This is a genomic window from Bradyrhizobium sp. CCGE-LA001 (assembly GCF_000296215.2).
Lineage (GTDB): Bacteria > Pseudomonadota > Alphaproteobacteria > Rhizobiales > Xanthobacteraceae > Bradyrhizobium.
Genome location: NZ_CP013949.1, coordinates 2,832,151 through 2,856,055, shown reverse-complemented (window position 1 = coordinate 2,856,055; position 23,905 = coordinate 2,832,151). Strand labels below are relative to the sequence as shown.

Sequence of the window (23,905 nt, the reverse complement as noted above, 5' to 3'; positions counted from 1 at the left end):
GTCATGCGAGCCATCGAGTCCGCGCGAAGCGCGGCCCGATGACAGGCCCCGCGAAACAATCCAGGATCCCTCCGCGGAACCAATCTGGATCGCTTGTCGAAAGGGCTCCTCGCAATGACGCGGAGAGGCCTCAGCCCCTCACCGGCAGCGTCACCACGTCGTAGCCGTGCCTGATCGTGCGCTTCAGCACGGGGTCTTCAAGCTCGAAATCGAAGCGGTCCGCCGGGCGGATGCCGCCCTTGGCGGCGAAGGTGCCGCCGAACATGGCGCAGCCGTCGGGCAACTTTCCGCTGGGGAAGCCGCCGCGCGCGATCAGGTCAGTGACCGGCAGCATCGCATCCAGCGTGCCCTCCTGGTACAGCGCGCGCTCGCCCTTGATGGTGGCGTAGGAGCGCAGGATCATCCTGTCCCAATGGCCGATGACGTCTTCGAGCTCCCACAGGGTGGAGGCGACCGGCTTGTCGCACATCTGCTTGGACACAGTGACGCTGTAAGCCTCGACCTTGCGGTCGGTGTGATCGGAACCGCAGCCGACGAAGATGCGGCCCTGCCAGCCGATCAGCACGAACTCGACCTCGCCGGAGGAATCGCCGCCGGTGCATTCGATGCTGTCTTCCTGGGTCAGCCGCCGCGCCGAGGCGCGGTAATAGATCGGAGTTGAGGCCGGCGGGGCGATGCCCATCTCTTGCAGCTCGGCGATGTGCTTGTCGCGTGCGACCGGATCGCGGCCGGTCCAGCCGGCGATGACCATCTGGTCGATGGCCAGCGTCAGCGGCGTTGTGGTGTCCTGGGCGTCGACGGTGAAAGTGAGGTCAAACACGAATTACGGCCTCCATGCCGGCAGCGAGCTCGAAAATACGTCGGTCGGACCCACCCGCCCCCGCCAGCATCAGGCCGACGGGAACTTCGCCCTCGCGATGCGCCGGCAGCGAGATGGCGCAGCCGTCGATCATGTTGATCAGGCTGCAATTGCGCAAGGCGCGGATGTTTTCGCGGGTGAACGCCTGATCGTCGGCGAGGTCGGCGATCTTCGGCGGCGTGTTGGGCGTGGTCGGCAGCACCAGCGCGTCATAGGGCGCGATGCGCGCGTTGACGCGGGCGATCAGCGAGCGGCGTTCGTTGAGCAGGTCAATGTAGTCGGCCGCGCTCTGCGCCTCGCCGCGCATGATGCGCACGGCGACCCGGGGGTCGTAGACGTCGCCCTTGGACGTGATCAGATAGCGATGCCAGGCATAGCTTTCGGAGGCGGCAAAGCCGCCCTTGGCGTTCATCGGGCCGATGTCGTGGAATTCGGCCATCTCGACGCGCTCGATGATGGCGCCGTGATCGGCAAGCGATTTCAGCGCGCGCTCGAACGCCGTAGAGACCTGTGCATCGAGGTCGTCGAGCGCGATCGTGGTGGGCACCGCGAGCCGCATACCCTTCACCGGGCGCGGCCTGAGCGGAACGATCGGCTCGTTCGCAAGCACCGCATCGAGTATGGCACAGCAGCTGACCGATCGCGCCAGCGGCCCGATGCTGTCGAGCGAGAACGACAGCGGCACTGAGCCGTCCAGCGGCACGCGGCGCTGCGTCGGCTTGTAGCCGACGATGCCGTTGAAGGCGGCCGGAATCCTGCAGGAGCCGCCGGTGTCGGTGCCAAGCGCGCCATGCGCCATGCCGTCGAGCACGGACACTGCCGCGCCCGAGGACGAGCCACCCGGCACGTGGCCTTCGGCCCGGTTCCAGGCGCCCTTCGGCGTGCCGTAATGCGGATTGATGCCGATGCCGGAATAGGCGAACTCGGTCATGTTGGTGCGCCCGATCACGACGAAGCCGGCCTTGCGCAGGCGCGCCACCGTCACGGCGTCCTGCTCGGCCGGCGAGGAATCGTCGAGCGCGCGGGAGCCGGCGCGCGTCACCTGCCCCCTGATGTCGAACAGGTCCTTGATCGAGATCGGGATGCCGGCATAGCGCGACGGTGCTGCCTTGGCCTTGCGTAAGCCGTCCATCGCATCCGCCGCCGCGAGCGCGCCCTCCTTGTCGACATGGATGAACGCGCGCTGGCCTTCGCCGGCGGGGTCGGCGATCCTGGCGATGCAGGCCTCGACCAGCTTGCGGGAGGTCGTGCGGCCGCTTTCGAGGTCTTCGGCGAGCTTCGCCAGCGTCGGAAAATCGGGCATGTCTGTCTCACGGAATATTGCGCGCGCAATCTATAGCGCTGCCTCAGCGCGACACAAGCATTGTGCGCATGATGGCATGCATGCGCATTGCTGGACCGTTGACGCGCCATGGTCGATTGTCGCATCAAGATCGAAACAGCCGGGCGGAAAGCCTGTCTTTTTGGAGGAGCCGCCGACATGGCCGAACCGCAGCGCGCGCGACCGAAACCGACGCCGGAGACCCAGCATTTCTGGGACGGCACGAAGGCGGGCGAATTGCGCCTGCAGCGCTGCGACGCCTGCGCGCATGTCTACTTCCCGCCGCGCCCGTTCTGCCCGTCCTGCGCCTCGCGCAAGGTTTCTGTGTTCAAAGCGAGCGGCAAGGGTTTTCTCTACAGCTACGTGATCAACCATCGTCCCGCCGCGCCGGGCTTCACGCCGCCTTACGCGATCGCGGTGGTCGAGCTCGCCGAGGGGCCGCGGATGATGAGCAACATCATCGACTGCCCGCAGACGCCGGAGGCACTCGAGCTCGACATGCAGCTCGAGGTGGCCTTTGAGCAACTCGACGACAAGATCGCCCTCCCCGTCTTCCGTCCGGCGAAGGGGTAGACCATGCGCAGGAATCAGGTTGCCGTCGTCGGCGCGGCTGAGACCACCGAGCTCGGTGTTATCGCCAACGCTTCGCAGCTCCAGCTCCACGCCGATGCGGCGCTCAATGCCATCGCCGATGCCGGGCTGAAGCTCTCGGACATCGACGGCTTCGCCACCGCGGTCGAGACGCCGCAGCAGGTCTGCCACTATCTCGGCATCAAGCCGACCTGGGTCGACGGCACCTCGGTCGGCGGCTGCTCCTTCATGCTGCACGTCCGCCACGCAGCTGCAGCGATCGAGGCCGGCCTGTGCAAGACCGTGCTGATCACCCATGCCGAGAGCGGCAAGTCGATGATCGGCAAATTGCCGCGCTCGACGCCAGCCGACAGCCTCAACGGCCAGTTCGAGGCGCCCTACGGCGTCTACGGTCCGCCGAGCATGTTCCCGATCCCCGTGCTGCGCTTCATGAAAACCTACGGCATCACGCACGAGCAGCTGGCTTCGGTGGCGGTGGTGCAGCGGGAATGGGCGGCGAAGAATCCGCGCGCGATGATGAAGGACCCGATCACGGTCGCCGACGTGCTCAACTCGCGCATGATCGCCTATCCGTTCCGGCTCCTGCAGTGCTGTCTCGTCACCGACGGCGGCGGCGCGCTGATCCTGACCTCGGCTGACCGCGCCAGGGATTTTCCGCGCAAGCCCGTCTACATCATGGGCACCGGCGAGAGCGTAGAGACGCCGATGGTCAGCCAGATGGAGACATTCAATTCCTCGCGCGCGTTCAAGACCGCAGGCCCCCTCGCCTTCAAGGAAGCCGGCATCGCGCACAAGGACGTCGACCATCTCATGATCTATGATGCGTTCGCGCATCTGCCGCTGTTCGGCCTCGGCGATCTCGGCTTCATGCCGTATGAGGAGACGGGCCGGTTCATCGCGGACGGCAACACGCGGCCGGGCGGCAAACTGCCGCTCAACACCAATGGCGGCGGCTTGAGCTACATGCACTCCGGCATGTACGGCATGTACGCGCTGCAGGAGAGCGTGCGGCAGATGCGCGGGATCGCGCCGGCGCAGGTGCCGAACGCCAAGATTTCGGTGTGCCACGGCGTCGGCGGCATGTTCGCGGCGAGTGGCACGATCGTATTTACGAACGAAAGGTAAGGCGGCGCGGAATTACCTAGCCGTCATTGCCGGGCTTGCCCCGGCAATCCATCCTCTTCTGAAGATGGATGCGCGGGTCAAGCCCGCGCACGACAAGCTGGGTTAGCCGCATCCGCAGAGACAACATAGAGAGGCTACCATGAGCAAATCACTGCAAGACAAGGTCATCATCGTCACCGGCGCGGGCCGCGGCATCGGGCGCGAGATCGCGTTGCTGTGCGCTGGCGAAGGGGCCAAGGTCGTCGTCAACGATCCCGGCGGCGCCGCGGACGGCGCCGGCGCGAACGCTGCGCCCGCCGAAGAAGTGGTCGAGGAGATCAAGAAGCGCGGCGGCACGGCGGTTGCCAATTTCGAGTCGGTGGCGGAGGCGATCCCCGCCAGCAAGATCGTGAAGGCTGCGACCGATCATTTCGGCCGGCTCGACGGCGTCGTCAACAATGCCGGCATCTTGCGCGACATGATCTTCCACAAGATGAGCGTGGAAGCGTTCGAGGCCGTCATCAAGGTGCACCTGATGGGCTCGTTCTATGTCAGCCACGCCGCGGCGCGGATCTTCCGCGAGCAGGAGTCGGGCTCCTTCGTGCACTTCACCTCGACTTCGGGCCTGATCGGCAATTTTGGCCAGGCCAATTACGCCGCCGCCAAGCTCGGCATCGTCGGGCTGTCGAAGTCGATCGCTCTCGACATGGGCCGCTTCAATGTCCGCTCCAATTGCGTCTCGCCATTCGCCTGGACCCGCATGATCGGCACCATCCCGACCGAGACCGAAGCCGAGAAGGCGCGCGTCGAGAAGATCAAGCAGATGGGACCTGAGAAGATCGCTCCGCTCTGCGGCTACCTGCTCGGCGATTCCGCCAAGGACGTCACCGGACAGATCTTCGGCGTGCGCATGAACGAGATCTTCCTGTTCAGCCAGAACCGTCCGATCCGCTCGGTGCAGCGGAACGAAGGCTGGACGCCGCAGTCGATCGCGGAACACGGCATGCCGGCGCTGAAAGGCTCGTTCTACAAGCTCGACCGCTCGGCCGACATCTTCACCTGGGATCCCGTGTAAAAATTTCGTCCAGCCGCATTTCCGGCATCCCTGCCCTGCGATCTCCGGTTGTCTCGGCCGGAGATTGCTCCGCATTATGCCCGAATGCGGACGGATGGTGGCCTCCCAACGAAACTTTGGGAGGAAACCATGACAAGAATACTGACCAACCACGACGACAGCTCTGCAAGCGGCGGCCTTGGGCGCCGTACGCTGCTCAAGGGCACGGCGGCGCTCGCCGCCAGTGTCCTGGCGTCACAGGCCAACGCCCGCGACTTCGGCGCCAACGCCGAGCCGCAGCGCTATCCCGACCCCGACATCGTTGCCGTCGACCCCAAGCGCTTCAAGGCCAAGGTCGGCAACACCGCGATCAAGCGGCTCTACACCGGCTGCCTGTGGGCGGAGGGGCCTGCCTGGAATGCGCAGGGACAATATCTCGTCTGGAGCGACATCCCCGCCAACCGGCAGTTGCGCTATCTCGACGATGACGGCCACATCTCCGAGCAATTCCACAAGCCGTCGAACGAAGCCAACGGCAATTCCTTCGACACCGAAGGACGCCAGCTCAGCGCCGAACGCACGCGTCTCGTCCGCTACGAGCACGACGGCTCGGTGACGACGCTGGCAGAGCAAGCCAATGGCAAGCCGCTCAACGGCCCGAACGACATGGTCGTGCATCCCAACGACAAGGCGATCTGGTTCACCGACCCTGGATATGGCGCGATCAGCATCTATGAAGGCAAGCTCGCCAAGACCGGCTCGCTCCAGCCGCATCAGAAGGAAGCCGTCTATCGACTGGACACCCAAACCGGGCAAGTCGCAAAGGTCGCGGACGAGGCGTTCAAGCCGAACGGCCTCGCCTTCAGCCACGACTACAAGAAGCTCTACGTCTGCGACACCGGCATCACGCATTATCCGGAAGCCAAGAACGTGGTGTGGTCCTATGACATCGACGGGGCGAAGCTGTCGAACCCGAAGAAGCTCATCGACATGACGCTCGACGGCAAATCGGGCTTCCCCGACGGCCTGCGCGTCGATACCGAAGGGAACATCTGGGTCGGCGCCGGCTGGGTCGGTCCCGGCTACGACGGCGTGCAGGTGTTCGCGCCGGACGACGGCGCGCGCATCGGCCAGATCCTGCTGCCCGAGACCTGCGCCAATGTCTGCTTCGGCGGCAAGAAGCGCAACCGCCTGTTCATGACCGCGAGCCAGTCGCTGTATGCGGTCTACGTGGAGACGCAGGGGGCGCATTTCTGTTGAGATGAGCGAATAGTGAGTGGCGAATGGCGAGTAGACTCCATTCGCTACTCCCTATTCGCCATTCGCTCCTACCCCGTATTCCTCAACCCCGCCGAGATGCCGTTGATCGTCAGCTGAATCCCGCGCAGCACCTGCTCGTCCGGGTTCTGCGCGCGATGCTCCTTCAAGAGCTCGACCTGCACATGGTTGAGCGGGTCGAGATAGGGGAAGCGGTGGCGCACCGAGCGCTCCAGCAGCGGGTTGCTCTGGAGCAGCCGGTCCTGGCCCATGATGTCGAGCAGCGTCTCGATGCAGGAATGCCATTCGCGGCGGATGCGGCCGAAGATCTTCTCGCGCAGGGCTTCGTCGGGCACGAGCTCGGCATAGCGCGAGGCGATCGCGATCGAGCTTTTCGCCAGCACCATGTCCATGTTCGACAGCAGCATGCGGAAGAAAGGCCATTCCTTGTACAGTTCTTTGAGGAACGGCATGCCCTTGTCGGGATGCTCGGCGATCCACTGCTCGACCGCGCTGCCGAAGCCGTACCAGCCCGGCAGCATCAATCGGCACTGCGCCCAGGAGAACACCCAGGGGATCGCGCGCAGATCCTCGATCGCGCGGGTCTTCTTGCGCGAGGCCGGACGGCTGCCGATGTTGAGCGTCGCGATCTCGTTGATGACGGTCGACGACCAGAAATAGTCGACAAAGCCGTCGGTCTCGTAGACGAGGCCGCGATAAGCCCTAAAGGCAAGGTTCGAGAGCTCGTCCATCGCGGTGAGGTATTCGCGGCGCGGCGCGCTCTGGCGCGGATGCAGGAGGCTTGCTTCGAGCGTCGCCGCAGCGAGGATTTCCAGATTGTTGCGGCCGACCTCGGCGTTGGAATATTTCGACGAGATGATCTCACCCTGCTCGGTGATGCGGATCTGGCCGTTCACCGCGCCGCCGGGCTGGGCGATGATGGCGTCATAGCTCGGACCGCCGCCGCGGCCGACCGACCCGCCGCGGCCGTGGAACAGGCGCAGGCGTACGCCGTGACGCTCGAACACGTCGACCAAGCCGATCTCGGCCTTGTAGAGCTCCCAGCCCGAGGTGACGAAGCCGCCGTCCTTGTTCGAATCGGAATAGCCGAGCATGACCTCCTGCACGCTGCCGCGGCTGTCGACGAGGCGGCGGTAATCGTGCAGCGACAGCATGCGGTCCATGATGCCGCTGGAGGCCTGCAAATCCTCGATGGTCTCGAACAGCGGCACGATGTTGATTGCGCTGCGGCCTGAGGGATGAACGAGGCCGACTTCCTTCAGCAGCACCGCGACCTCGAGCATGTCGGACATGCCCTTGCACATCGAGATGATGCATTGGGGAATGGCGTCGGAGCCGAACTTCGCATGCGCTTCCGCGGCGGCATGGAAGACGTTGAGCTCGCCCATGGTCTCGTCGCTGTATTTGACGAAGGGCGAGACCAGCGCGCGCGTCGAGCGCAGCTCGTTGGTGAGCAGTGAGATGCGGGCTTCTTCTCCGAGCGCGAGATAGGACATGCCGGGATTGGCGGCGTCCATCAGCTCCGCGATGGTGCGCTCATGCACCGCCGAGTTCTGGCGGATGTCGAGCCGCGCCAGATGGAAGCCGAAGCAGTCCACCGCACGACGGAGCAGCCGCAGTCGGCCGCGGGCAATGACGCGGGCGTTGTTGGAGATCAGCGAGCGGTGCAGCACGTCGAGATCGGCCTGCAGCTCCCTGACGCTCTCGTACGGCTTGCCCTTGCCGACCGGCCGGCGCGTGATCTCGACCTCGAGCTTTTCGGCCGTCGCGGTGAGGCGCGCATAGATGCCTGACACCGCGAGGCGATAGGGCTCGCCGCTTCGGTGCGGCGAAGTATCCGGCGAGCGTTCCGCGAGTGTCCGCAGCTCTTCGGAGACGTCGGCGAGATGGGCCGCGATCGACAGCTCGGCGCCGAGAACATGCAGCTCGTTCAGATAGAACTGCATGACGCGGCTCGATTGCAGCCGCAGCGTGCCGCGCATGACGTCGGCGGTGACGAAGGGATTGCCGTCGCGATCGCCGCCGATCCAGCTGCCCATGCGCAGGAACGAGGCGAGCTCGCTGGCGGCCGCCTCGCCGCCCTCCTCCAGCCGGTCCTCCAGCGCGTTGACGAGGCGCGGCACCTCGCGCAGGAAGGTGTAATCGTAGAACGACAGGCCGTTGGCGACCTCATCGAGCACCGTGAGCTTGGTTCGGCGCAAAAGGTTGGTCTGCCACAGCGTCAGCACCTCACGGCGAAGCTGCTCGTCGCTGGCTTCTGCCTCTTCCGCGGTCAGCGCCACACGCTCGCGGCGGTCGAGCAGGCTCGCGACCTCCATCTCGCGGTCCATGGTGCTCTTGCGGCGGACTTCGGTCGGATGCGCGGTCAACACGGGGCTGACCAGCGCGGTCCTAAAGAAGCTGCGCAGCGCATCGGGGCCGATGCCCGCTGCCTTGGCATGGGCGAGCGTCTCCGCCAGCACGCCGGCGTTCTTGCCCGTGCCGCGGGCGCGCATCTGGCGGATGTTGTTCTGGTCCTCGGCGATGTTGGCGAGGTGGGAAAAATAGCTGAAGGCGCGGACGATGCGCACCGTCTCAGAGATCGACATGCCGTCGAGGATCTGCTCGAGCTCGCGGCGGGCAAGCCGGTCCTCGTCGCGGTGGAAGCGGATCGAGGTCTGGCGGATGCGCTCGACCAGGTCGAACACGTCGGCGCCCTCCTGGTCGCGCACGGTATCGCCGAGGATGCGCCCGAGCAGGCGAATGTCGTCCCGCAGCCGCGTCTCCGCTTCGGTGGCCTGGACATCCTCGGGACGGTTGGGGCGATGCTCAGTGGGGTCCGATGGTATGGTCTGGAGGGACATGGCTCGCTCCTCTTGCAGAGCTCCCTGTGGCTCCCCGGCCTGTCGAGTGTGCGCTATTTTTCTACCGCAGCGCAAGATGAACTTGGGAGCGGTGCACATCGTCGCCGTGTCCCGGACGCGCTGCAACGCCTCTTAGCGTTGCTGCGCAGAGCCGGGACGCACGAGCTGCAGGGCACACCGCCGAAACATGGGCCCCGGCTCAGCAGCGCACCACGCCGCGAAGACGCGGCGCGCTGCGCTGCGTCCGGGGCACGAGAGCTGCAATCTCATCCCAAACACACACCTTCGCGATCTCGCGGCGCGTTTCGCCCGAGCTTTACGTCCGTTTCGCCCTCATCGAGAAGAAAGGGCGCAGGGAAGGCCGGGCGCCGGCTGGCACCCGAAGGTCCGCACGCGACAAGAACGCACGCGGGGTTGACCACAGGTGTTGCCGGACGCCCGGCCTTCCCTGCGCAATGGTTTTACGGCTTATGGCGCGCTCTCCCCGGGGAGCGATGCACTATTGCCCCCGTCGCCTTGCGGATGACCGATGCGCGCGCCGGTCGGCCGCCACATCACCGCAAGCCTTGACGCACAGACCCCGGGCGTCAGGACCACACGCTTTTGCCGTCCGCGGACGCTTCTGCCCGGACCGTCGGAAGCTCGCGCGTGCTCGCCCCCAATGCCGAAAAGAAACGCTGTGACCGCGCCGTGTCGTGCCGCGGATCGTGATGGCTCACGGGCATCGCCCGCCCTGCCATCCCATTCCGCGCCGGCGCTGCCGCGTCCATCGCATCCCGGCCTGCGTGTCGTGACGATCGCGAAACGCCCCTTCGACGGGCCGGGATGGAATGCGGTTTAGCCGAAACGTCAAATTCGGTCAAACAGAATTTTTGCTCTATTGCTCTTGACTTTCATGTTGTGTGTTTCGCCATCGAGCAACCCGCGATGCTGTCGAAGCGAATGCCGCGCCATCAGTCCTCATCTTGGGGTCTGCGAAGGACGGGCCTCTCGAAGATGCCACAGGCGAAATCGTTGGGTTCCAGGTTCGACCGCTCATCGAAAAAGACTTGTTTCGTCCGGCGAGCTTCCGATAGTGGAAGCAACGGGCCAAGGAGTGCCCGGGAGAAGCAAGGCAGTGAGCAAATCGCCGTTCCGGCGGATGATCGATGCACCGGACTTCTGGCGATTGTGGTGGGTTGGGCTGATCATCGCCACCGTACGCTGGGTGGAAACCGTCGCGGTCGGGGTCGTCGTCTACCAGCGCACCGACTCGGCGTTTCTCGTCGCCATGATGACCATGCTCCGTGTGCTTCCGATGGGGCTGTTCGGCGTGTTTCTCGGCGCGCTCGCGGAGCGCGTGGACCGCCGCCGGATGCTGTTCGTCGTCGTGCTGCTGATGGCCGGCATCTCCGCCGTCCTCGCAATGCTGAACGCGGCCGGGTGGCTCGAGATCTGGCACCTCGCACTCGCCAGCTTCATCAACGGCTGCGGCTGGTGCACGGACAACCCGGTGCGACGCGTGATGATCGGCGACGCCGTCGGCCGCGAGAAGATGAGCCTCGCCATGTCGCTCGACGTCGGCGCCAACAATGCCAGTCGCATGATCGGTCCGGTGGTCGGCGGAATCCTGCTCGCCGGAGCGGGGCTCCAGGGCGTCCTGTTCCTGAGCACGCTGATGTACTGCGCCGCGCTGGCGATCGTCCTGACGATCCGCGCACGAGCCGCGCACGCCGCTGAGACGCGGCCGGTGCTGGCGCGCATCGCCGAGGGCCTCGTCTTTGCGCGCAGCGACAAACGAATTCGCGGCGTGCTGATCGTGACCGTGATCTACAACGTCTTTGCCTGGCCGTTCACCAGCATGATTCCGGTGATCGGGCGCGACCGCCTGCATTTGGGCCCGGAGGGCGTCGGCCTGCTGGCGACCATGGACGGGATCGGCGCTTTCGCAGGCGCTCTGGTGCTGGCGCTGTGGCTCACCCCGAAATGGTACGGCCGGGCCTTTGTCGGTGGCGTGCTCTGCTACATGCTCACAGTGGTGATTTTCGCACTGGCACAGAGCCCGGCGCTGGCTGGTGCAGCGCTGATCCTGACAGGATTGGGCGGCGCCGGCTTTGGAACGATGCAGGCCACGCTGGTCTATCTTGCTTCGCCGCCGGAAATGCGCTCGCGCATCCTCGGGGTCCTCACCGTCTGCATCGGCATCGGTCCGCTCGGCTTCCTCTGGCTGGGCTGGCTCGCCGACCACATCGGATCCCACAACGCGACAGCGCTGACCGGGGCGCTTGGCCTGCTGGCCATGGCGGGGACATGGCATTGGTGGAAAGAGATTTGATCGTTGCGGAGCCTAAGCCGGCACGATCACCTTGCCGATGGGCCAGAGCGCGATGCCCGCGAGCTTCAGGTGCGCCCAGGCAAAGGGGATGCCGATGATCGTGATCGCGAGGGCCAGCGCAGTCAGGAGGTGGCCGAGTGCCAGCCACCAGCCGGCCAGCACGAACCAGATGATGTTGCCGATCACACCGAGCGGGCCCGTGCCGATATCACTCATCCCGGTGACCTCATAGCGGCTGACCGCGCGCGAGCCGAACGGCAACAGCGTGTAGACGGCGATGTTGAACGCCGCCCGCGCCCAGGGCAGGCCGATGATGGTGATGGCCATGATGATCGCAGCGATCAGCCAGCCGAGCGCCATCCAGGCGCCGCCGATGAGGATCCAGAGCAGATTAAGCAGGATGGAAACGGGAGCCATGGCATGATCCAGAAGTCGATGATCCCGCCTATATAGGCACGAAATCTGTCTCTGCTACGACGGTCGGACAGGCGCAACCGGCTACCGCCCCTGAAACTTCGGTTCGCGCTTCTCCATGAAGGCCTTCATGCCTTCGGCCATGTCCTCAGTCTTGAACAGCGGCAGAAGCTGCAGATAGACGTGGTGGACGTGATCTGAGAAGTTCTCGTTCAGGCCCATTCGCATCATGCGCTTGGAGGCCTGGACCGCGAGCGGCGCGTTGGCGGCGATCTCGCGGGCGACGGCAGTTGCGCGGTTCATCAGCTCGGCGTCCGGCACGACCTCGTTGGCGAGGCCCCATTCCAGGCACTCGCGCGCGCTCAGCGTTCGGCCGGTGAAGATCAGTTCGGAGGCCTTGGCCCAGCCGAGCATGCGCGGCAACAGCCAGGTGCCGCCGGATTCCGGCACCACACCACGTTTGACGAAGGCGGCAGCGAGCTTCGAAGACTCCGCCATGATGCGGATGTCGCAGCCGAGCGCAGTGTCCATGCCATAGCCGGCCGCGCCGCCGTTGACGGCGCAGATGGTCGGCTTGTCCATCGCCTGGAGCACCGTCGGCGGCGTATTGCGGAGGTTGATCGTCGTCGGCGAGGATGCGGCGCTGAGGCCGTTGCCGTCGCGCTCCTTGCGCAGGTCAAGCCCAGCGCAGAACGCCCTGCCCTTGCCGGTGAGGATCACGACGCGGACGTTCCTGTCCTCGTTGGCCTCGGTCAAAAGGCGCGCCAGATCATTCAGCATCGGGCCGGAAATGGTGTTCATGCGCTCCGGCGCGTTCAGCGTGATGGTCGCGATATGGTCGCCGACCGTGTAGAGGACTTCGTTCGCGGCGTCGGTCATAACGAATGTTTCCTCATTCTTTATCTCGTAGGGTGGGCAAAGGCGCGTTTGCGCCGTGCCCACGATCTGTCTCCGTAAGCGGGTTTGGTGGGCACGCTCCGCTTTGCCCACCCTACGGGTCGTCGTCGAGTTGTCAGATCTTTCGTCCCGCCTGCTCCCAATAGGGATCGCGCAGGCGGCGCTTGAAGATCTTGCCGGAATCTTCGCGCGGCAAGCCGCTGCGGATCTCGATGTGCTTCGGCACCTTGTAGTCGGCGAGATGCGCCTTCAGCGCAGCGCGGACATCGGTGGCATCGAGCGTGACGCCGGCTTGCGGCTCCACCACCGCCATCAGCGCCTCGCCGAATTCGGCATCGGGGATGCCGAACACCGCGCAATCGTGCACGCCGGGCACGGCGTGCAGTACCGACTCGATCTCCGCCGGATAGATGTTGACGCCGCCCGAGATCACCATGTCGCGCTTGCGGTCGCAGATGAAGACATAGCCGTCTTCGTCGATATAGCCGACATCGCCGGAGGTGATGAAGCCGTCGCGGTCGATCTCGGCCCGCTTCTCCGGCTTGTTGTGGTAGGTGAAATCGGCAAGCTCCGCCATGCGGGAGTAGATCTCGCCGACCTCGCCGACGCCGAGCACGCTTCCGTCCTCGCCGAGGAAGCGCAGTTCGGCGCCGGGCGAAATCCTGCCGACGGTGCCGGGCTTCTTCAGCGCATCCTCCGATGTTGCGAAGGTGACGGCGCTGGATTCGGTCGAGCCGTAGAATTCATAGATCACCGGCCCCCACCATTCGATCATGGCGCGCTTGACATCGGCCGGGCACGGTGCCGCGGCATGAATGATGTGGCGCAGCGAGGAGACGTCGTATTTCTTGCGAATCGCCTCCGGCAGCTTCATCAGGCGGATGAACATGGTCGGCACCATGAAGATGGTGTCGATCCCATACCGCTCGATCGCTTGCAGAAACTCCTCGGGCTCGAAGCGCGGCATCAGCACCAACACGCCGCCGAGCTTGCCGGCGCGGATGCCGAACGAATTCGGCGCGGAATGATAGAGCGGCCCCGGCAGCAGCGCGCGGGCGCCGGGCTTGAGCCCGTAGATCATCGCGCGCATGCGCTCGCCGGCCGCCTGCTGCTCCGGCGTCGGCGCATTGCGGCGGACGCCCTTGGGATGGCCTGTCGTGCCCGACGTGTAGATCATGTTCATCGGCTGCGGCACGACCGGGCCGTCATAGGGCCGGTGCTGCGCGAGCCAGGATGCGAAATCGATCGCGAAGTCCGGTGTCGTCAGATGATCGGGATCGATCTTGTAGTTGGAGACGATCTCCGGCGGCGTATGCACGCTGAGCACGGTGACGCCGTTCGGAATCGCGTCGCGCAGGGCATGCAGCATGTCGGCATGTCCGATCAGCACGGACGTGCCGGTATCGCCGAGGATGTAGTTGATCTCCTCAGGCTTGAAGTGCCAGTTGATCGGCACGCCATAGGCCCCAAGCCGCATCGCGGCGTAGGCGGCTTCCAGGAAGGCGATGTCGTTGCGCATCAGCATGCAGACGCAATCGCCGGGTTTGACGCCGATTTTGGCAAGGCCGGAGGCGATGCGGTCGGCGCGGGCTGCGACTTCGGCATGGGAACGGCGGCGTTCGCCAGAGACGATGCCGAGGAAGTTGGACGTTTCGCTCATTGTTGTTTTTCTTTGTTGCCAGCGACGGTGGCAGTTGGTCGTCATCACCGGGCTTGTCCCGGTGATCCACGTCCTTGCTTTGTCGCTTGCATCAAGAACGTGGATGGCCGGGACAAGCCCGGCCATGACGGAGACATAATCAATCCGCAAATTTTGGCGCGCGCTTCTCTAGGTTCGCCCTCACCGCCTCGGTCTGGTTCGTACTGCCAATCAGCTTCTGCTGCTCGACGGATTCGGCGAGCAGTGCCGGACCCGGATCGACAGAGAGATTGCTGAGCATCCGCTTTGCGGCGCGGATCGCGTCGGGGCTCTTGCCGGCGATCTCGCGTGCGACTTCGAGAGCGCTCGCGCGCGGATCGTCGCAGATGCGCGTGGCGAGGCCGTAAGCCATCGCCTCCTGTGCGGAGAAGATGCGCCCGGTATAGGTGAGATCGCGCAGGATGTCGTCGCGCACGAGCGAGGCCAGGATCGGCGTGCCCGCCATGTCGGGGACAAGGCCCCATTTGATCTCCATGATCGACATGCGCGCATCGGCTGAAAGGAAACGCATGTCGGCGCCGAGCGAAAGCTGGAAGCCGCCGCCGAAGGCGACGCCGTGCACGGCCGCGATCACCGGAACCGGAAGCTGGCGCCAGCCCCACACCGCCTGTTGCGGAAAGTTCGCCTGGCCATGGGTGCGCTTGGTGAGGTCGCGATTTTCGCCACCCGGAATTCCGTTGCCGCCCTTCTCCTTCATGGCGGCAAAACGCCCCATGTCGAGACCGGCGCAGAAGGCGCGGCCCTCGCCGGAGAGGACCACGGCACGCACGCTCTTGTCCTTGGAAAGCCGCTCGGTTGCCGCGACAAGCGCCTCGAACATAGCCTGATCCAGCGCATTCATCTTGCCCGCGCGCACCAGCCGCACATCGGCGACGCCTTCCGAGATCGAGATCGAGACGCGATCTTCCATGGATGAATTCTCCCCTGTTCTTGTTCAGTGCCGCTTTACAGGACGCCGGCGGCCGGATTTAGTCAATCGACCAATTAACTGACAATCCGTACGGGAGAAACAGCCATGTTCAAGGAAAATCTTCTGGCCGGACGGCGCATTCTCGTGACCGGCGGCGGCACTGGGCTCGGCAAGTCGATGGCGGCGCGCTTCCTCCAGCTCGGCGCCGAGGTGCATATCTGCGGCCGGCGCAAGATCGTCTGCGACGAGACCGCGACCGAATTGATGGCCGAGTATGGCGGCCGGGTCACCAGCCATGGCGTCGACATCCGCAACGCGCTCGCGGTCGAAGAGATGATCGAGACCATCTTCCGCGAAGGTCCCCTCACCGATCTCATCAACAATGCGGCTGGCAATTTCATCTCCCGCACCGAGGAGCTCTCGCCGCGCGGCTTCGATGCGGTCGCCAACATCGTCATGCACGGCACGTTCTACGTGACCCACGCGGTCGGCAAGCGCTGGATCGCCTTGAAGCAGCCCGGCAACGTCGTCTCGATCACCACGACCTGGGTGCGCAACGGCTCGCCTTACGTGGTGCCGTCGGCGATGAGCAAGTCGGCGATCCATGCCATGACGATGTCGCTCGCGACCGAATGGGGCCGGCACGGCATCCGCCTCAACACCATCGCCCCGGGCGAAATCCCGACCGAAGGCATGAGCAAGCGCATCAAGCCGGGCGACGAGGCCGGCGCGCGCACCAAGGCGATGAACCCGATGGGCCGCGTCGGCACCATGGAGGAACTGCAGAACGTCGCCGTGTTCCTGATTTCCGGCGGCTGCGACTGGATCAACGGCGAGACCATCGCCATGGACGGCGCGCAGGCGCTGGCGATGGGCGGCAATTTCTACCAGCTCCGCGACTGGAGCGACGACGACTGGAAAACCGCGCGCGAGAGCATCATGGCGCAGAACGAGAAGGACCGCGCGAAGCGGGGGTGATCGCTCCCTCGTGCCCGGGAGCAGCGCAGCACGCCGCCTTCGGCTGGTGCGCTGCTGAGCCGGGGCCCATCTCTCCTTACGCACAATGCAGCGTGGGTCCCGGCTCTGCGCGGCAGCGCACCGGACGATGCTACGCATCGCCGGGGAGCGCTGCAGCGCGTCCGGGACACGAGGCTACGCTTGTCCGGGACGACAGCGTAACCCCCCACCTTGTCTTCACCCGCGGATGACGCCACACTCCCGGCCATAAAAACAAGACGCGATGGGAGAGACATGTCCACACAGCCACTGGCGAATCTCGCCGACATGGTGCGCGAGCGCGCGAAGAGCCGCGGCGATGCCGTGGCCTACGAGTTCGAGGGCCGCCTCACCAGCTTTGCCGAATTCGACGTCAAGACCAACAAGGTCGCCAACGCCTTGATCGCGATGGGCGTGAAGAAGGGCGACCGCATCGCCTATCTCGGCAAGAACAGCGATCTCTATTTCGAGCTGTTGATGGGCGCGATGAAGGCCGGCGTGGTGATGGCGCCGGTGAACTGGCGGCTCGCAGGGCCGGAGGTCGCCTTCATCGTCGAGGATTGCAAGGCGCCGGTGCTGTTCGTCGGGCCGGAGTTCATTGCTCTCGTCCGCCAGATCAAGGACAAGCTACCCGGCGTACGCACCGTCATCACCACCGAGGGCGGCGCGCCGGAATGGCAGGATTTTGCGGCTTGGCGCGATGCGCAGAGCGGTGATGATCCGAAGGTGCCGATCGACACCAGGGATATCGCGATCCAGCTCTATACGTCAGGCACGACGGGCAAGCCGAAGGGCGCGATGCTGAGCCACGCGAACTTCCTCAATCTGGTGCAGACGGGCAATGCCGAGGACAAGCCGGAGTGGAACAGGTGGTCGACCGACGACGTCTCGCTGGTGGCGATGCCGGTCTTCCATATCGGCGGCTCCGGCTGGGGCGTGATGGGGCTCTATCACGGCGCCCGCGGCGTCATCGCGCGCGAATTCGACCCAACCAAGGTGCTGGACTTCTTCGAGCAGTCGGGCATCACCAAGCTCTTCATGGTGCCGGCCGCGATGCAGTTCGTGGTGCGGCAGCCACGCGCGAGATCGGTGGATTTCTCGAGGCTCAAATACATGCTCTACGGCGCCTCGCCGATACCGGCGGCCCTGCTGAAGGAATGCATCGAGGTCTTCAAATGCGGCTTCGTGCAGATGTACGGCATGACTGAGACGACCGGAACGATCGTCGCGCTGCCGCCGGAGGACCATGTCGAGGGGCTGGAGCGGATGCGGTCGGCCGGCAAGGCGCTGCCGGGCGTCGAGATCGCGATCCTCGACGTCGACGGCAAGCCGCTGCCGCCGCGGCAGGTTGGCGAGATTGCGACGCGGTCGGGCTCCAACATGGCGGGCTACTGGAACCTGCCGGAGGCGACTACCGCGACGCTGCGCAGCGACGGCTGGCTGCGCACCGGTGACGCCGGCTACATGGACGAGGACGGCTATCTCTACATCCATGACCGCATCAAGGACATGATCATCTCCGGGGGCGAGAACATCTATCCGGCCGAGGTCGAGAGCGCGCTGTGCGACCATCCCGATGTCGCGGAAGCCGCCGTGATCGGCGTGCCCGACGACAAATGGGGCGAAGCGGTGAAGGCCGTCGTGGTCATGAAGCCGGGCAAAGAGGCGAGCGCCACCGACATCATCAACTTCACGCGCGAGCGCATCGCCGGCTACAAGACGCCGAAGAGCGTGGAGTTCTTGCCGCAATTGCCGCGGAATCCGAGCGGCAAGATTCTGCGAAGGCAGTTGCGCGAGCCGTATTGGGCGGGGAAGGATCGACGGGTGAATTAGAAGGCGGTGCCGTAGGGTGGGTTAGCCGCAGGCGTAACCCACCACTTCACTTTTCACTCGAATAGAAGTTGGTGAGTTACGCTTCGCTTCGCTAACCCACCCTACGAAGCCGGCGCATGCCTCAATGCTTCCCCGGCCCCATGTACCCGAACAAGAACCCCGCCACCTTGCGCATCTGGATCTCCTCGCTGCCCTCGGTGATGCGGTAGCGGCGGTGATGTCTATAGATGTGCTCGAACGGCTTGTGGCGTGAATAGCCCATGCCGCCGTGGACCTGCATGGCGCGGTCGGCGGATTCGCAGCAGAGCCGGTTTGCCCAGTAGTTGCACATCGAGACGCGGTCGGAGAGCGTGCGTTCGATCTGCTCCTCATTGAGCTGGTCCATCTCCCAGGCGGTCTTGCGGATTAGAAGGCGCAGCATCTCGGCCTGTGTCGCCAGCTCCACCAGCGGGAACTGGATCGCCTGGTTCTCGGCGAGAGCCCTGCCGAACGGCTTTCGTTCGCGCGCGTATTTCACGCTCTCATTGATGCAGTAGACCGCGGCGCCGAGCGAGCTCGCGGCCTGGCGGATGCGGTTCTGGTGCACGAAGCACTGCGCCAGCGACAGACCGCGGCCGACCTCGCCGAACAGCGCATCCTCCGGCACGAACACGTCGGTGAAGCTGACGCGGGGATGATCGGTCGGCATGTTGAAGGTCCACATGTACTCTTCGACCTTGACGCCGTGGCTCTTGGCCGGGACCAGGAAGCAGGTGATCCCGCGGGCATCGCCGTCATTGCCGGCAGTGCGCGCGAACAGCGCGCAATGCGTGGCGACGTGCATGCCGGTCGTCCACATCTTCTCGCCGTTGATGATCCAGCCCTTGACGTTGTCGCGGGTCGCGGGCACAGCGCGCGTTTCCATGTGGGTCGCGTCCGATCCGTGATGCGGCTCGGTCAGGCCGAAGGTGATGCGGTACTTGCCCTTGATCGAGCCGTCGATCATCGCCTTCTGGTCGTCGCGGCCGTAGCGGTCGAGCATGGTGACGACGGGGAAATTGCCGACGATGGAGTGCTCGTTCTGGAGGTCGTTATGCAGGCCGAGACCCTTGGCGGCAAAATGCTCGCGGATCACCGCCATCCACAGGTTGGAGCCGTCCTTGCCGCCATATTGCCTCGGCACCGGGAAGCGAAGGTGACCGGCGGCGTCCGCCAGATCCTTGGCCTTGCGCAGCAAGGCCTCCCATTCGTGCCGCGGCAGGCCGCCATTCTCGAAATCGGTACGCGCCCATTCGCGGCGATGATCGAAGAAACGGATGTTGTCGTCGGCCTGTTCCAGCGGCTTGATCTCGCGTTCGATGAAACGGTCGAGCTCTCCGAGATAGGCGACGAGATCGGCAGGCAGTGAGAAATCCAAGGTTCTCTCCCGGAATGATTTATCGTTTTGCGTTAAGGCGCTAGGCGCGTTTTGCTTCGCTTGATTAAGCGGAGAAGAGGTCGCGCAAGTCAAGCAATGCGAGGCGTGTAAGACGCGCAAAGCGCACCCGCGCAATTCGATGGTGTTGAAGCGCACCCGCGCGCTACTATGCCGCCAATATTCCTTCACGAGAAAATGCGGGAGCGCGCGATGGAGCTGAAATTCTCAAAAGTGGAACGCAAGGGGCCGATCACGATCGTCACGCTGTCGCGGCCCGAGGTCTACAACGCGCTGCACACGGACGCGCATTTCGAGCTCAATAAGGTGTTCGACGATTTCTCCGGAGATCCCGAGCAGTGGATCGCGATCGTCACAGGCAGCGGCGACAAGGCATTCTGCGCCGGTAACGATCTGAAATGGCAGGCGGCGGGCGGCAAGCGCGGCTGGGACAAGGGCGGCTTTGCCGGCCTCACCTCGCGGTTCGACTGCGACAAGCCGATCATCGCCGCCGTGAACGGCGTCGCGATGGGCGGCGGCTTCGAGATCGCGCTGGCCTGCGACCTCATCATCGCCTCGGAGAACGCGACCTTCGCCCTGCCCGAACCGCGCGTCGGCCTCGCCGCGCTGGCCGGCGGCCTGCATCGGCTACCGCGCCAGATCGGGCTGAAGCGCGCGATGGGCATGATCCTGACCGCGCGTCACGTCAGCGCCAAGGAAGGCCAGGAGCTCGGCTTCGTCAATGAGGTGGTGCCACAGGGCGAGGCGCTCAGCGCCGCACTGCGCTGGGCGGAGATGATCACCAAGAACTCGCCGATGTCGATCCGGGCCTCGAAACAGGCGATCCAGAAGGGGCTCGGCGTGTCGCTGGAGCAGGCGATCGAGGAGCAGCGCGACTATCCGGCGGTGAAGGCGATGGTGGCTTCGCAGGATTACATCGAGGGGCCGAAGGCGTTCTCGGAGAAGCGGCCGCCGAAATGGGTGGGGAAGTAAAAGGTCTCTCTGTCGCTGCGCGAGACCTCCCAACATCACCGGTGTCAATGCCCCGGCTTGACCGGGGCATCCAGTACGCCGCGGCGTCTCAATATCTCACTGCCGTCTCTGGGATACTGGATCGCCCGGTCAAGCCGGGCGATGACAGCGGAGAGTATAGCGCGGACCTACCCGCCTCGCCCCAGCTCCCGCTTGTACGAAGCATAATTCGGCTGATCGACGGCCAGCTTGTCCATCGTGGTCGCCCACAGATGCTCGGCGAGGCCGGGCGTTGCGAGATCCACCTCTCCTTTGGCGATGCGATCGGCGAGCACGCGGTTGAGCTCTGTCACCGAGCCGTCCGTGCCGAGCAGCACGCGCAGGCGCTCCACCTCCCTTGCATCGCTCCCCTGCTCCTGCGTCAATTGCCGCGTCACGAGATCGAGGATGTTGATGGCGACGCGCAGCTTGAAGGCCTGGTGGCCGGAGATCAGCGGCGTGATGTCGCTGCGGAGGAAATCGGCGACCGCCTTGGTCAGCTCGATCGGGGTCGGTTCGTCCTGCATGGTCAGCTCCCGCGCGGCGCGAGCAGCCGCAACAGATCGATCTCGGTCTCGGAGGCGCGGCGGCCGATCATGGCGCGCTCCATGGAATGGTCCGGCCCCTCGCGAAACCGCTGCATCATGCCGCCGCACATGATGCCCCAACGCAGCGTGCCCATCACTTCCCAGAATTTCACGCGCGCAGGGTCGACCTTGCGGCCTGCCGCCTCATAGCCCGCGAACAAATCCTCGCGCGTGCCAAAACCGCCGACCGGCTTGTCGATCTCGCCGAAGCGCCAGGAATTGACGCAGACCCAGCCGAGGTCCTCCATGGGATCGCCGAGATGGGCGAGCTCCCAGTCGAGCACGGCGCGGACGCCGTCGGCACCGATGATGAGATTGCCGTTGCGGAAATCACCGTGCACCAGCGTCGTCTCGGCCGAAGGGCCCGGATCTTGATCGCGCAGCCAGCGCAGCGCCAGCTCGAACACGGGCTTGGGCCAGTTCAGGCTGCGATAGTCGCGCTCGAACTCGGCGATCTCCTGCGTCGCGCCCCTCTTGCGCAGCTCGGGCAATTGATCCTGCGGCAACCGGTGCAACCCGGCGAGCACGCCGCCGATCTGGCGCGCGAGCATTGGCCGCGCCTTTGCGTATTCCTCATCGCGCAAGATCTTGCGCGCGATGGTCTCGCCCTCGACCCGCTGCATGATGAAGCCGGTGCCGAGGTCGTCCTCCCGCGTCAGCACATGCATGACGCGCGGCGACGGCAGGCCGGCCTCAAACGCGAGCTGCATCAGCTGCGCTTCGGCGGCAAGACCCGCCGCGCGCGTCGGCGCAGCACCGTAGCCCTTCGGCGAGCGGCGCAGGATCGCGCCGATCGGCCCATCGGGATGCACGATGTCGAAGCGCCAGGTTTCCTGGCTGGCGCCGCCGGACAGTTTTGCGGCACCTGTGACGCCGGTCGCGCCCGGATACCAGCGCGCGACGCTGCGCGAGAGCTCCGCCTCGATCATTTGCCTTTGAACTGCGCGGGCCGCTTCTCCAGGAAGGCGCCGACGCCCTCGCGAAAATCCTGGGTGTCGCCGGCGCGAAGCTGGCACTGGAATTCGAGATTGAGCTGATCCTCGAAGGAGTTTTCCGGACTGTCCCAATAGAGCTTGCGGATCAGCGACAGAGCGACCGTGGGGCCGCTGGCGAGCTCGCGCGCGAGCTTCATCGCCTCCTCCATCAGCACGCCGTCATCATAGACGCGGTTGACGAGGCCCCATTCCAGCGCCTTCTCGGCCGGCAGCCGCTCGCCCATCAGCGACAATTCGATCGAGCGGGCCCGGCCGACGAGGCGCGGCAGGAGCCAGGTAGAGCCGCAATCCGGCACGAGGCCGATGCGGCGGAACGCTTGAAGAAAGTAGGAGGATCGCGCGCATAAGATCATGTCGCCGAGCAGCGCGAAGCTCATGCCGGCACCGGCCGCCGGGCCGTTGACCGCGGTCACGATCGGGCAATGCAGATTGCGGATGCGGCGCAGGAAGGGATGGAAGCCGGTCTCCAACGTTAGGCCGGCCTTGGTCTTCTTCGACTGGTTGTTGCGGCCCTGAAGATTGGCGCCGGTGCAGAACGCCCGCCCCGCGCCGGTCAAGACGACGCAGCGCACCTCGTCCTTCTTCTCCTCGATCGCATCGAGTGCTTCGGCGAGGCCCCCCAGCATGTCCACGGAGACCGCGTTCATCACCTCCTGATGGTCGAGCCTGAGGATCGCGACCGAACCATCGAGATCGAGCGTGACGTGTTTGAACTGCATGGTTTCCTCGTCAGTTGCCGGCCTGCGACAGTTTCGCAGACCGGAATTTGTTTTGCCGGGGCGCATATTTGATTTTTGGCGCGGTCTTGTCCATGGTGATCAGAGCATAGCAAGCAATCTTGCGCGCAGCGGCTGATGCGCCGCATGCCAGGATCACTTGCCAAGAAACTTGCCAAGAACTGACCAAGAAACTTGCCAAGAACGGGAAACGCGCCATGAACCTTTTCGACCTTTCCGGCCGCGCCGCCGTGATCACCGGCGGCAATGGCGGCATCGGGCTCGGCATCGCGCAAGCGCTTGCCGCCCAGGGCTGCAACGTCTCGATCTGGGGCCGCAATGCGGACAAGAACAAGGCTGCTGCCGCAAGCCTGGCCGGCCTTGCCGGCAAGGTCGAGACCCGCATCTGCGACGTCACCGATCCAGCCTCGGTCAATGCCGCCATGAAGGCGACGCTCGATTCCTTCGGCCGGGTCGACGGCTGCTTCGCCAACGCCGGCATCGGCGGCGGTGGAAGGCGGTCCTTCATCGAGCGCACCGAGGAGGAATGGCGCACGATGTTCGCCACCAATCTCGACGGTGTTTTCCACGCGTTCCAGGCGGCCGCGAAGCACATGACCGAGCGCGCCAATGCCGGCGATCCCTTCGGCCGGCTGGTTGCGACCTCGAGCCTCGCCTCGATCTTCGGCACCGCGCGCAACGAGCATTATGCCGCAACCAAGGCCGCCATCAACGCGCTGGTGCGCGCGCTCGGCGTCGAGCTGGCGCGCCACGGCGTCACCGCGAACGCGATCCTGCCCGGCTGGATCAAGAGCGACATGACCGCAGGCATCATGGCCAACGACAAGTTCGTCGCCAACGTGATGCCGCGCATCCCGGTGCGGCGCTTCGGCGAAGCCTCCGATTTCGGCGGCATTGCCGTCTATCTGATGAGCAAGGCGTCGTCGTATCATACGGCCGATACGTTCGTGATCGACGGCGGCTATACGGCATTCTGATCTTTCCAGTAGACCCGGATGGAGCGCAGCGCGATCCGGGACGGCCAAGAGCAAACAGACCTGGATTGCGCGACGCTCCATCCGGGCGACAA

At 64.9% G+C, this 23,905-nt stretch carries 21 protein-coding genes; 9 read left to right on the top strand and 12 right to left on the bottom strand.

Going from position 1 to position 23,905, the window contains the following annotated elements; genetic code table 11:
• Positions 1 to 130: 130 nt before the first annotated feature.
• Both BCCGELA001_RS13330 and BCCGELA001_RS13325 read right to left on the bottom strand, forming a co-directional pair.
• A complete protein-coding gene (locus BCCGELA001_RS13330) occupies positions 131 to 820 on the bottom strand; it encodes a DUF2848 domain-containing protein (RefSeq protein WP_008550003.1) in 690 nt (229 codons plus the stop codon).
• Positions 813 to 2,162 (bottom strand): amidase, encoded by a 1,350-nt coding sequence (locus BCCGELA001_RS13325; RefSeq protein ID WP_060735495.1) that lies wholly within the window; start codon positions 2,160 to 2,162, stop codon positions 813 to 815. Before BCCGELA001_RS13325 ends, BCCGELA001_RS13330 begins: the two co-directional genes overlap by 8 nt.
• A 177-nt stretch (positions 2,163 to 2,339) precedes the next feature.
• Between BCCGELA001_RS13325 and BCCGELA001_RS13320 the strand changes: the two genes are divergently transcribed.
• The 4 genes from BCCGELA001_RS13320 (at position 2,340) to BCCGELA001_RS13305 (ending at position 6,189) form a co-directional block, all read left to right on the top strand.
• The gene (locus BCCGELA001_RS13320; protein ID WP_008550017.1) at positions 2,340 to 2,753 is read left to right on the top strand and encodes a Zn-ribbon domain-containing OB-fold protein; all 414 of its coding nucleotides are present in this window, start codon (positions 2,340 to 2,342) and stop codon (positions 2,751 to 2,753) included.
• Positions 2,754 to 2,756: 3 nt separating this feature from the next.
• The gene (locus BCCGELA001_RS13315) at positions 2,757 to 3,896 is read left to right on the top strand and encodes a thiolase C-terminal domain-containing protein (RefSeq protein WP_008550020.1); all 1,140 of its coding nucleotides are present in this window, start codon (positions 2,757 to 2,759) and stop codon (positions 3,894 to 3,896) included.
• Between the two features lie 139 nt (positions 3,897 to 4,035).
• Positions 4,036 to 4,950 carry an SDR family NAD(P)-dependent oxidoreductase gene (locus tag BCCGELA001_RS13310; RefSeq protein ID WP_060735494.1) on the top strand — a complete coding sequence of 305 codons (915 nt, stop codon included), beginning with the start codon at positions 4,036 to 4,038 and terminating at the stop codon, positions 4,948 to 4,950.
• Positions 4,951 to 5,079: 129 nt separating this feature from the next.
• Entirely contained in the window at positions 5,080 to 6,189 is a 1,110-nt protein-coding gene (locus BCCGELA001_RS13305; protein ID WP_008550033.1) for an SMP-30/gluconolactonase/LRE family protein, read from the top strand.
• Positions 6,190 to 6,257: 68 nt separating this feature from the next.
• On the opposite strand, the gene ppc is transcribed toward BCCGELA001_RS13305, so the two are convergent.
• Entirely contained in the window at positions 6,258 to 9,050 is a 2,793-nt protein-coding gene (gene ppc, locus BCCGELA001_RS13300) for a phosphoenolpyruvate carboxylase (RefSeq protein WP_008550036.1), read from the bottom strand.
• Between the two features lie 1,117 nt (positions 9,051 to 10,167).
• On the opposite strand from ppc, the gene BCCGELA001_RS13295 reads away from it, so the two are divergent.
• Positions 10,168 to 11,364 (top strand): MFS transporter, encoded by a 1,197-nt coding sequence (locus BCCGELA001_RS13295; RefSeq protein ID WP_158511620.1) that lies wholly within the window; start codon positions 10,168 to 10,170, stop codon positions 11,362 to 11,364.
• Positions 11,365 to 11,376: 12 nt separating this feature from the next.
• Here the strand turns inward: BCCGELA001_RS13295 and BCCGELA001_RS13290 are convergent, their stop codons facing one another.
• The 4 genes from BCCGELA001_RS13290 to BCCGELA001_RS13275 form a co-directional block, all read right to left on the bottom strand.
• Entirely contained in the window at positions 11,377 to 11,781 is a 405-nt protein-coding gene (locus BCCGELA001_RS13290; RefSeq protein ID WP_008550046.1) for a YccF domain-containing protein, read from the bottom strand.
• Between the two features lie 81 nt (positions 11,782 to 11,862).
• Positions 11,863 to 12,657: an enoyl-CoA hydratase/isomerase family protein gene (locus BCCGELA001_RS13285; RefSeq protein WP_008550048.1), complete on the bottom strand. Its 795-nt coding sequence runs from the start codon at positions 12,655 to 12,657 to the stop codon at positions 11,863 to 11,865.
• A gap of 133 nt (positions 12,658 to 12,790) precedes the next feature.
• Positions 12,791 to 14,335, bottom strand: a complete 1,545-nt coding sequence (locus BCCGELA001_RS13280) for an acyl-CoA synthetase (RefSeq protein ID WP_008550051.1) — start codon at positions 14,333 to 14,335, stop codon at positions 12,791 to 12,793.
• 139 nt (positions 14,336 to 14,474) lie between these two features.
• Positions 14,475 to 15,284, bottom strand: a complete 810-nt coding sequence (locus BCCGELA001_RS13275) for a crotonase/enoyl-CoA hydratase family protein (protein ID WP_008550052.1) — start codon at positions 15,282 to 15,284, stop codon at positions 14,475 to 14,477.
• A 105-nt stretch (positions 15,285 to 15,389) separates the two neighbouring features.
• Between BCCGELA001_RS13275 and BCCGELA001_RS13270 the strand changes: the two genes are divergently transcribed.
• Together BCCGELA001_RS13270 and BCCGELA001_RS13265 are read left to right on the top strand one after the other, a co-directional pair.
• The gene (locus tag BCCGELA001_RS13270; protein ID WP_060735492.1) at positions 15,390 to 16,262 is read left to right on the top strand and encodes an SDR family oxidoreductase; all 873 of its coding nucleotides are present in this window, start codon (positions 15,390 to 15,392) and stop codon (positions 16,260 to 16,262) included.
• Positions 16,263 to 16,535: 273 nt separating this feature from the next.
• Positions 16,536 to 18,113, top strand: a complete 1,578-nt coding sequence (locus BCCGELA001_RS13265; protein WP_060735491.1) for a fatty acid--CoA ligase — start codon at positions 16,536 to 16,538, stop codon at positions 18,111 to 18,113.
• 121 nt (positions 18,114 to 18,234) lie between these two features.
• On the opposite strand, the gene BCCGELA001_RS13260 is transcribed toward BCCGELA001_RS13265, so the two are convergent.
• On the bottom strand, positions 18,235 to 19,509 hold the full coding sequence (locus BCCGELA001_RS13260) for an acyl-CoA dehydrogenase family protein (protein ID WP_008550067.1): 1,275 nt from the start codon (positions 19,507 to 19,509) through the stop codon (positions 18,235 to 18,237).
• A 210-nt stretch (positions 19,510 to 19,719) separates the two neighbouring features.
• On the opposite strand from BCCGELA001_RS13260, the gene BCCGELA001_RS13255 reads away from it, so the two are divergent.
• Entirely contained in the window at positions 19,720 to 20,499 is a 780-nt protein-coding gene (locus tag BCCGELA001_RS13255) for an enoyl-CoA hydratase-related protein (RefSeq protein ID WP_008550069.1), read from the top strand.
• 167 nt (positions 20,500 to 20,666) lie between these two features.
• On the opposite strand, the gene BCCGELA001_RS13250 is transcribed toward BCCGELA001_RS13255, so the two are convergent.
• The 4 genes from BCCGELA001_RS13250 to BCCGELA001_RS37025 are packed head-to-tail and all read right to left on the bottom strand — an operon-like array spanning position 20,667 to position 23,035.
• Positions 20,667 to 21,044: a DUF6285 domain-containing protein gene (locus BCCGELA001_RS13250; RefSeq protein WP_060735490.1), complete on the bottom strand. Its 378-nt coding sequence runs from the start codon at positions 21,042 to 21,044 to the stop codon at positions 20,667 to 20,669.
• 2 nt (positions 21,045 to 21,046) lie between these two features.
• Complete coding sequence (locus BCCGELA001_RS13245; RefSeq protein WP_060735489.1) at positions 21,047 to 22,033, bottom strand: phosphotransferase family protein; 987 nt, start codon at positions 22,031 to 22,033, stop codon at positions 21,047 to 21,049.
• Entirely contained in the window at positions 22,030 to 22,818 is a 789-nt protein-coding gene (locus tag BCCGELA001_RS13240) for an enoyl-CoA hydratase/isomerase (RefSeq protein ID WP_060735488.1), read from the bottom strand. The genes BCCGELA001_RS13245 and BCCGELA001_RS13240 overlap by 4 nt, the downstream gene beginning before the upstream one ends.
• 10 nt (positions 22,819 to 22,828) lie before the next feature.
• Positions 22,829 to 23,035 carry a hypothetical protein gene (locus tag BCCGELA001_RS37025; RefSeq protein WP_144441287.1) on the bottom strand — a complete coding sequence of 69 codons (207 nt, stop codon included), beginning with the start codon at positions 23,033 to 23,035 and terminating at the stop codon, positions 22,829 to 22,831.
• On the opposite strand from BCCGELA001_RS37025, the gene BCCGELA001_RS13235 reads away from it, so the two are divergent.
• Complete coding sequence (locus BCCGELA001_RS13235; protein WP_008550082.1) at positions 23,034 to 23,813, top strand: SDR family NAD(P)-dependent oxidoreductase; 780 nt, start codon at positions 23,034 to 23,036, stop codon at positions 23,811 to 23,813. The two genes, BCCGELA001_RS37025 and BCCGELA001_RS13235, sit on opposite strands and share 2 nt — an antisense overlap.
• Positions 23,814 to 23,905: the final 92 nt, after the last annotated feature.